The sequence below is a fragment of the Pseudanabaena biceps PCC 7429 genome, assembly GCF_000332215.1.
GTDB lineage: Bacteria > Cyanobacteriota > Cyanobacteriia > Pseudanabaenales > Pseudanabaenaceae > Pseudanabaena > Pseudanabaena biceps.
Genome location: NZ_ALWB01000025.1, coordinates 25,281 through 34,474, shown reverse-complemented (window position 1 = coordinate 34,474; position 9,194 = coordinate 25,281). Strand labels below are relative to the sequence as shown.

Here is a 9,194-nt window from a genome sequence, read left to right as displayed (position 1 = left end):
TTAGCCCATGCGGCAAAAGCAGATCTCTGGGCGTTGCACAAATGAGAGATGAATGAGTAAATAAAAGATAACGAGTTTTAGCAATGAAAAACAATGAAATGTCCAAAGTGTGGTTCAACACATATTCGTAAAAATGGGAAACGAGGAGACAAACAAAATCATATTTGTGCTGATTGCGGTCGTCAGTTCATTGATAACTACTCAGTGCTTGGATATTCGCAAGATGTCAAAAGAATATGCCTAAAAATGTACTGCAACGGCATGGGATTTAGACAAATTGAGAGATGTACCGATGTTAGTCATAACTCGGTGATCAACTGGGTTAAGCAAGCAGCTCAACAATTACCAGAGCATCCCCCCATCGAAACTATTCCTGATGTGGGTGAACTAGATGAACTCCAGACCTTTGTTGGGTCAAAAAAACTTGATTTGGCTATGGACTGCGGTGAATCATTTTAGTCAAGGCATATTGGCTTGGGTATTAGGGGATAGGAGTAGCCAAACCTTTAAAAACTTGTGGGCATTGATTAAAGTTTGGCAATGCTATTTCTGGGTTACTGATGGCTACTGCGTCTACAAAATGTTTATCAACTCGGAGGATCAAATTATCAGCAAGACCTACATGACAAGAGTTGAGGGTGAAAACACAAGACTTAGACATTATTTAGCCAGATTACACAGAAAAACTTTATGTTATTCAAAATCGGAAGAAATGTTGAGGTATTCAATTCGTTTGTTAATTCACTATCTTAAGTACAAATCATTTACTACCTTTGCTTGATTCATCTTTCATTTGTGCAACGCCGATATTCCTGCTCAATACTCAGCCAAAGGTAATTCCGACTTTTTTTCAGTTTTTCAGCCTTACTATGACGTTCTCACCAACGATCCCGAATTAATGAATTGTGCGCCTGAATATATTACAAAATCGAGATTTCACGAGAAATACCTCAAACAATATCTGCGAGAATTTGGCTTGTTTTATAAAAAAGAAAGACCAAAAACCATTGAAGATAGGGCATATCTTGATGCTCTAATCAAAAGATGCCGATCAACCAATCATTTATCTAGCCTGAAGTACTTATTGGATATCTGGGACGGGATGTAGAAACAGCGATCGCTGTTTTGATTGGCTTGAGGATTTTGGCGATCGCCTTTAATTTGTAACCTTGAGAAAGGCGATCGCCGCAAAAAATGCTTTAACATGCATATATAGCTTTTCAGATAGGCAACCCATCAAACTAGACTATGGAAAAAGTAGCAAGTTATGAACAAGACTTCTTAAAATGGACACAGCAACAGGCTGAGTACCTGCAAAAAGGTCGTTGGGCAGAATTGGATGTCAAAAATTTGATCGAGGAATTAGAAGCATTGGGACGTAGCGAACAAAAAGAACTTAGTAGCTATTTTCAGATACTGGTAATGCACTTACTTAAATGTCAGTACCAACCTGAGAAAAGAACGCCGAGTTGGAATAACACACTTTCCAATTGTCGTGACAAAATTCAAGACTGTTTGGAAGATACTCCTAGTTTGCAAAGATTCCTTCTAGATTCAGAATGGATAGAGAAATACTATCGACGGGCGCGGAGAGATGCGGCAAAGGAAACACAGAAGCCTCTACAGACATTTCCGACTGAATGCCCATATACGATCGCCCAAATCCTCGATCCAGAATTTCTTGCCTAACATGCAAATGAACATCGCTCTCTTTGGAACTAGCGCCGATCCGCCGAGTATCGGACATCAACAGATTTTACAATGGCTCGATAATCATTACGATCGCACAATCGTTTGGGTGTCAGATAACCCATTCAAAACCCATCAAGCAAGCCTACGCGATCGCCTCGCGATGATGGAGCTAACCATCGCCGCCATCCAACCACCTGCTCAAACGATTGGCTTGCATCCCGAACTTAGCGATCCGCGTACAATTAATACCGTCGAGAAAGCCAAACAAATTTTGCCCGAGGCAAACCTTACCCTCGTCATCGGTGGCGATCTCGTGCGGCAATTGCCCACATGGTATCGTGCCCAAGATTTGTTACATCAAGTTAAGCTGTTAGTCGTCCCTCGACAGGGTGTAAGCATTGCTGCTATTGATATTGAGCGCCTTGTTCAGATGGGCACTGAAGTGGCGATCGCCCCCGACTCTACCTCGATACCTCACGTTTCTTCGTCAGACTATCGCAACAATGGTAACAGTTCAGTCATAATACCCACAGTCGCAGCATATATCCAACGAGAGTCGCTTTACGCATGGCAGACAAGTCCCGCACCACAGTAACTAAAAAACCCCTAGCAGATTTCAAGGTCGGTGTCGATAACGTGATCTTTTCCGTCGATACCGAGCAGAATCGTCTATTGGTGTTACTGGTGATGCGTCAACACGAACCCTATCGCGATCGTTGGTGCTTACCAGGAACCCTCGTGCGTCAAGGTGAATCCCTCGAAGAATCAGCCTATCGCATTCTCTCCGAGAAAATTCGCGCCAAAAATCTCTATCTCGAACAACTCTTTACCTTTGGCGATATCGGACGTGATCCTCGCGAAGCGCCCGATAGCTACGCAGTGCGCTATTTATCCGTCAGTTATTTTGCGCTTGTGCCCTTTTCTCAAGCCGAACTCATCGCTGATGGTGTTAGTGGCATCGCATGGTATCCCGTCAATCAAGTTCCCGAACTCGCCTTCGATCACAATCGCATTCTCGAATATGGTCATCGCCGCCTCTGCAATAAACTAGAGTATAGTCCAGTTGCCTTTGATGTTTTGCCTGAAGCCTTTACTCTCAGCGATCTCTATCAGCTCTACACCACTGTTCTCGGCGAGAATTTCTCCGACTATTCTAATTTCCGCACCCGTCTGCTGAAGTTAGGTTTTTTGAGTGATACGGGTATTAAAACTTCACGGGGGGCGGGTCGTCCTGCCAGTCTTTATCGCTTTGATGCGGAGGCTTTTGCTCCCTTAAAAAATAAACCAATGGTATTTATCTAGGCAGTGCCATTGGTGATCATCACTTTTATAGCAACGTAAGGTTTGCTTAACCCCAAACATATACCAATTATCGATCAAACGAACCACAAGAAAAACTTTGAAAGCGTTGCTTTGCAAGGCTTTTAAAGTTTTTCTTGGTTTGGGTTTGAGCGCAAAGCGCTGTAAGTGGCGGTGCAAAGCACCGCCACTTATGTTTTAGCTTCTTAAGGTTGCTTGGAACTTCTCTTCCAGCAAATCGCGTACCTTTTGATGTACGGGATTGATATCGACATCGGTTAAAGTGCGATCGCTAGCTCGATAGACGAGACGAAAGGCAAGACTGCGTGCCCCTTCAGGCACGCCAGTACCAATGTATTGATCGAAAAGAGTAACGGAATCGAGAAGTTCGCCACCGATATGGGTAATTGATCGCTTAATATCAGCCACAGTGAACTTAAGCGGGGCAAAGAAGGCAATATCGCGATCGCTACTGGGATAGGTAGAGAAAGTCTGAAAAGTCGGAATAGACTTTTTCATCATGGCATCTAGTAAGGTGTAGAAATCCAGCTCAAAGGCATAAACCTCATCGGGAAGTTCCTTCTCGGCGCGTAGTTGGGGATGTAACTGCCCAAAAGTACCGAGGCGTTCGCCCGAAATCCATAATGAAGCAGTACGTCCAGGATGTAGGCGATCATCCTTTTGATCGGGCTGATATTCCACAGCGACCGAAAGATTGTGGAAAACCGAATCGAGCAAACCTTTGGCTTCGTAGAAATTCAAGGGCTTGGAGTCATGCTGCCATGCGCCGACGGTAGGATCGCCACCAAAAATTCCTGCAATGCGATCGGTTTCATCGCTGCCAGCTTCATCGAGCCAGAATACACGACCGATTTCAAATCCATTTAAAATACCGTTGCCTTGATTGATATTAAAGGCACAGGATTCGATTAAATTGGTGAGTAAATCGCCTCGGAGTGCTCCATATTCGATCGCCACAGGATTATTAATTTTGACTTGATGGGACTCAGTGGGACTACATAGAGACATATGCATGACTTCCGTTAAACCCACCGCCCTAAAAGCTGACCGAATCATCCGTCCACCCTCTTGATCGGCAGAGAGGAATCCAAATTCTGTTCTTGCGGGGAGGGTTTCCACAAATTTGTCGTATCCATAGATCCGCGCAATTTCCTCAACTAAGTCGATTTCCCGTTCGATGTCGGCATAGCGATAGGGGGGAACGGTTACTTTCCAGACTGCATAGCTACCTTCTTCGATCGGCTGCTTTTCTAGCTCAAAGGATAGGACTTTAAGCGTTTGTTCGACTTCGGCTTCTGATAGTAAAGGTAGAGCGCTTTCATCTTCGCGATCGACTTCACCGAGGATCTGCCACACTTTGGTTAAACGGAGGTCAATGGTGCGAACTTCCTTAGATCTGGCATCGACGATGCTTTGTTCGATCGCTTCGCCACCTGCGAGTTCGACGATCATCTGGATTGCCTTGGCTGTGGCGACTTCGATCGCCGCTTGATTGACACCTCGCTCGTAACGCGCCGAAGCCTCAGTACGTAAACCTTGGGCGCGAGCCGACCGTCTTGTGGTAACCTGCGTGAATAGAGCCGCTTCTAAAACAATATTGGTGGTTGTTTCCCCAACTTCGGTTTCAGCACCGCCCATGACACCCGCGATCGCGATCGGTTTGTCACTTGATGTAATTAAGAAGTTTTGACTGGTAAGGGTGCGATCGGTATCATCAAGGGTTTTGATTTTTTCGCCAGACTTCGCAAAGCGCACACCGATATTGATGCCTTCCTGTAACGTATCGGCATCAAAGGCATGGAGTGGCTGTCCCCATTCCAATAAAATATAGTTAGTGATATCGACAATGTTATTGATAGAGCGCATACCTGCCGCTTCAATCCGTCGCTTCAACCATTCGGGAGAAGGGGAAACCTTGACACCTTTAATTAAGGTGCCGATGTAAACGGGGCAGGATTTCCGATCCTCTACAGTTACCCAATTGGCGGTTGGGATTTGAAAATCTTTAGTAGCTAGGGGTAAGCGGACTTCCTTACCCAACAGAGCCGCTACTTCACGGGCAATCCCGACCATACTGAGGGCATCGGCACGGTTCGCGGTGGAAGTAACATCAAGGATGGCATCATCTAATCCCAAGAGGGGGCGCACATCAGCACCAACGGTAACGCCATCGGGAAATTCATGGATGCCGCTTGATTCTTTCGCAAGCCCGATCTCAGCAAGTGAACAAATCATCCCTTCAGAACGTTCACCCCGTAACTTAGTTGGTCGTAATTTCAGATCAATCGTGGGTAAATAGGTCCCGATAGTAGCTACGGGGACAAATAAACCTTGTCTGGCATTTGCCGCACCACAGACAATTTGTAAGGGTTCGGGTGCGCCGATATTAACTTGACAGACTTGCAGCTTGTCCGCGTTGGGATGACGTTCGGCGGTGAGGATATGACCGACAATGACACCCTCAGCCCATGTCCTGCGGTCTTCGATGGACTCCACTTCAAAGCCTGCCATCGTTAGTTTTTCTTCTAGCTCTTGAGGCGAGAGATCGCAGTCAACAATTTCACGGAGCCAATTCAAAGAGATACGCATTGGGAATTTTTGGAAAAAAGAGTGTTAAGAAATATTCAGATTGTAAGTAGCTAAGCATGAGTAAACTAAAAAACCTGAAGTATGGGCTTCTGACGCAGCAGACGACCTATGCTTTGGTTTTGGATTTTAACCTTGCCAAACTAGTTAAGCAGTTAAGCATAATTAAAAACTAAAACCAGAGAGCGTACTGCCCGCGTAGCGGGCGGTACGCTCTTCTAGGTTTTAAGTTTACTTATGCTTAGCTACTTACTTAGCTACTTAGTAGTTTAGCAAAATCCGCACGGCAAACTTACTAACCGCATTATCGAAATGATTTGCAATGAGAATTTTCGTAATCTTCAATATATATAGAGGCGGCGCTTTGGGCTGCCTCTCTCTTTGGGCTTTGTTAGCTATAATTAACATCGACTAATCAAAAGAATCGTGAAGAATGAGTCAAAAAGAAGTAATCCTTACCGATAAAGCCCCCGCTCCCGTCGGTCCTTATAACCAAGCGATCGCCGTTCCTGCGTCGAGCAAATTAATTTTCATGGCAGGACAAATTGCGATCGAGCCTGCGATCGGCAAAATTGTCGCTACTACGGTCGAAGAGCAAGCCGAACAGGTAATCAAGAATATTCAAGCCGTTCTTGCCGAAGCTGGGGCAGATTTAACTAACGTGATCAAGACTACTGTATTTCTTGCAGACATGGCGGATTTCCCCAAAGTGAATGCGATCTACGGCAAATATTTTCTCGCGCCCTTCCCAGCCCGCTCCACCGTTCAAGTTGCCAGATTGCCCCTTGATGCGCTGGTGGAAATTGAGTGTATTGTCGCCATCTGACGAAATAATTTAGAGGTGCAAGGCTTTACCTCGCACCTCCTTTTCCCATAGAATCTTCCTGTCCATCCGAGCGAACATTAGACAGAGTACTTTGCCTGAAGATTAGTTACAGCAATCTCTACAATCTATACAATCTAAATGTATAGCTATATTCAGTAATGTTAGGACAAAAATCAAACCCAATAGAGAGTTGCGGCGCTTCGCGCCGCAACTCTCTATTGGGTTTGATTTCCTGACTTACAGAACATTGCTGTAAGTGAATATAGCTATAACTTCATTGATAAACTAATCCGTTTTAGAGATTCGTTTACTTCCAAGACGCGCACTTTGACTACCTGACCAACTTTGACAATTTGCTTGGGATCGCTGACGAAGTGATTGGCTAACTGCGAGATATGCACTAATCCATCTTGATGGACTCCAATATCAACAAATGCCCCAAAGTTCGCTACATTGGTGATGATTCCTTCAAGTTCCATGCCGATTTGCAGATCGGTGATTTTCTGTACGGCTTCGAGGAAGTTAACAGACTTGAACTCAGCGCGAGGGTCTCGTCCTGGTTTTTCTAATTCCCGCAAGATATCGCGCAGGGTTGGTTCGCCGATCGCTTCCGTGACGTATTTTTTGAGATTGACCGTTTTTAGCTTGTCTGAGGCTTGGGCGATTGCCGATAGCGGTACGTTAAGATCGCTCGCGATCGCTTCGACAACAGGGTAACTTTCGGGGTGGACGGCAGTATTGTCTAAGGGACGATCGCCATCGTGAATACGTAAAAATCCTGCCGCCTGTTCAAAAGCTTTTGCGCCTAATTTGGGAACTTTCAATAAATCACGGCGATCGCGAAAAGCCCCATGCTGATTGCGGTAGGTGATGATGTTATTGGCGACCGTGGTATTCAGTCCTGAGACAAAGGTCAAGAGTTCTTTGGAAGCTGTATTTAGGTCTACCCCGACAAAATTGACGCAACTCTCGACGGTTTCATCGAGTTTCTTTTTGAGTAACTTCTGATCGACATCATGCTGATATTGCCCGACCCCAATGGATTTGGGATCGATTTTGACCAATTCGGCAAGGGGATCCTGTAGTCTTCTACCGATACTAATTGCGCCACGTACGGTTAAATCGAGATCGGGAAATTCGATGATCGCGACGGTGCTGGCGGAATAGATCGAAGCCCCCGACTCGTTGACCATTACTTTGATTGGCGGATTTTTCATGCCTTGCATTGATTCTATAACGAAGCTTTCAGTTTCCCTTCCCGCTGTTCCATTGCCGATCGCAATTAGCTGAATTTGATACTTCTCGATGAGGTTTCTGAAGATACGGGCAGCTTGTTCCCTTTGAGCGGGAGACTGATGGGGAAAAAGCGTTTGGTATTCGAGGAACTTGCCTGTCTCGCTGATTACGGCAGTTTTGCAACCAGTACGGAATCCGGGATCAATGGCAAGGGTGGGTTTCATTCCTGCGGGAGCTGCGAGGAGTAAATCGCGTAAATTGGCTTCAAAGGTTTTAATGGATTCTCCATCTGCCCATGCTTTTTTCTCCGCAATGACCGCAGCGATCGCCGATGTTTTCATCAAGCGGTTAAAGGAATCCTTAAGCATATCTTGATAAAATTGCTGTAGAGTCGGATTTTTGGTTTTAATTTGCTGGGACTCTAAATAAGCAAGGAAGCGATCTTCGTCAAAATCGAGGGTGAGGGTGATGATTTCTTCCGTCTCGCCGCGTAGGATGGCGAGGAAATTGTGGGGAGCGATCGTTTTGACTTTTGCTTGATAGTTTCGATACATCTCAAACTTGGTAGTGCCGATGGGGTGAGAGCCCTTAATCTGCGAGATAAATATTCCCGACTGCCTTAATTGGTCGCGAATGTAGGCGCGGTATTCGGCATTTTCCGCAACTTCCTCGGCAAGAATATCTGATGCACCTTTGAGCGCTTCTTCAACGGATTTCACCTTCTCGGATATATATTTGGCGGCTTCCTGTGTTATCGAGGTGTTGATATTGGAGCGATTAAAGTTTTTAATTGCTTCAGCAAGGGGTTCTAAGCCCTTTTCTCTAGCGATCGCCGCTCTTGTTCTTCGCTTGGGACGGTAGGGTAGATAGAGATCTTCTAGCTCGGTCTTTTGGAGGCAGGCTTCGATTTTGGCTTTGAGGTCATCGGTTAGTTTGCCTTGGTCGGCGATCGCTTGGAGGATGATGGTTTGGCGATCGCGCAGTTCGGTGAGATAGGCATGACGATCTTGGAGATCCCGTAATTGGATCTCGTTCATTTCGCCAGTGCGTTCTTTGCGATAGCGAGCGACAAAGGGAATTGTCGCACCTTCGGCAAATAGTTCTAGGGCATTGGCGATCTGTTCGGGACGAAGAGAAAGTTCTTTAGCTATGAGTTGTTCGATGTTTGGCATTCGGATCAATTTGCAGAGTGCATCCTGCAATTTTAAGCGATCGCTCTTCATGCAGAAAAGTAACCCGAAGTTTTGATTTTTTCGTAACTATAGCGCTCCTAAATGAGGTGAGAGCAGCTTTGACTTCGCTAGGATTGCTATAGTAATCCTAAATTCTTCGCGAGCGAGGGTAACGCATAGATTTAGATTGCTCCTAAGCCATGAGCTGTATTTTTACATAATTCAAAATAATTCAAAATAAGTAGCTAAGCATAAGTAAACTTAAAACCTAGACGAGCGTACCGCCCGCGTAGTGGGCGATACGCTCTCTGGTTTTGGTTTTTATACCAATTCCAAAAATGGCAACGCCATTTTTGGAATCT

Annotated in this window: 8 protein-coding genes; 5 read left to right on the top strand and 3 right to left on the bottom strand. The window is 45.4% G+C overall.

The window, feature by feature from the left end; genetic code table 11:
* The first annotated feature begins 93 nt into the window (after positions 1-93).
* Positions 94-781 (top strand): IS1 family transposase gene (locus PSE7429_RS24205; protein ID WP_407681153.1). Its coding sequence is split into 2 segments (ribosomal slippage): positions 94-423 and positions 425-781, totalling 687 coding nucleotides; the frame shifts between segments, so codons are not numbered across the junction.
* Positions 782-1,059: 278 nt separating this feature from the next.
* Here the strand turns inward: PSE7429_RS24205 and PSE7429_RS26220 are convergent.
* Positions 1,060-1,206 (bottom strand): hypothetical protein, encoded by a 147-nt coding sequence (locus tag PSE7429_RS26220; RefSeq protein ID WP_158467612.1) that lies wholly within the window; start codon positions 1,204-1,206, stop codon positions 1,060-1,062.
* Between the two features lie 42 nt (positions 1,207-1,248).
* Here PSE7429_RS26220 and PSE7429_RS04805 point away from each other — a divergent pair, with 42 nt between their 5' ends.
* From PSE7429_RS04805 to PSE7429_RS04795, 3 genes are read left to right on the top strand one after another with little or no spacing between them, the layout of a single operon-like run.
* A complete protein-coding gene (locus tag PSE7429_RS04805) occupies positions 1,249-1,689 on the top strand; it encodes a DUF29 domain-containing protein (RefSeq protein WP_009625946.1) in 441 nt (146 codons plus the stop codon).
* Position 1,690: 1 nt separating this feature from the next.
* Positions 1,691-2,287: a nicotinate-nucleotide adenylyltransferase gene (locus PSE7429_RS04800; RefSeq protein WP_009625945.1), complete on the top strand. Its 597-nt coding sequence runs from the start codon at positions 1,691-1,693 to the stop codon at positions 2,285-2,287.
* Positions 2,260-2,994 carry an NUDIX hydrolase gene (locus PSE7429_RS04795; protein WP_009625944.1) on the top strand — a complete coding sequence of 245 codons (735 nt, stop codon included), beginning with the start codon at positions 2,260-2,262 and terminating at the stop codon, positions 2,992-2,994. The genes PSE7429_RS04800 and PSE7429_RS04795 overlap by 28 nt, the downstream gene beginning before the upstream one ends.
* A gap of 195 nt (positions 2,995-3,189) precedes the next feature.
* Here PSE7429_RS04795 and pheT read toward each other — a convergent pair whose 3' ends face one another.
* Positions 3,190-5,601 (bottom strand): phenylalanine--tRNA ligase subunit beta, encoded by a 2,412-nt coding sequence (gene pheT / locus PSE7429_RS04790; RefSeq protein ID WP_009625943.1) that lies wholly within the window; start codon positions 5,599-5,601, stop codon positions 3,190-3,192.
* A gap of 430 nt (positions 5,602-6,031) precedes the next feature.
* Here pheT and PSE7429_RS04785 point away from each other — a divergent pair, with 430 nt between their 5' ends.
* Positions 6,032-6,424 (top strand): RidA family protein, encoded by a 393-nt coding sequence (locus tag PSE7429_RS04785; protein WP_009625942.1) that lies wholly within the window; start codon positions 6,032-6,034, stop codon positions 6,422-6,424.
* A 266-nt stretch (positions 6,425-6,690) separates the two neighbouring features.
* On the opposite strand, the gene PSE7429_RS04780 is transcribed toward PSE7429_RS04785, so the two are convergent.
* Positions 6,691-8,832, bottom strand: coding sequence for a Tex family protein (locus PSE7429_RS04780; protein WP_040687343.1), 2,142 nt, complete (start codon positions 8,830-8,832; stop codon positions 6,691-6,693).
* Positions 8,833-9,194 lie beyond the last annotated feature (362 nt).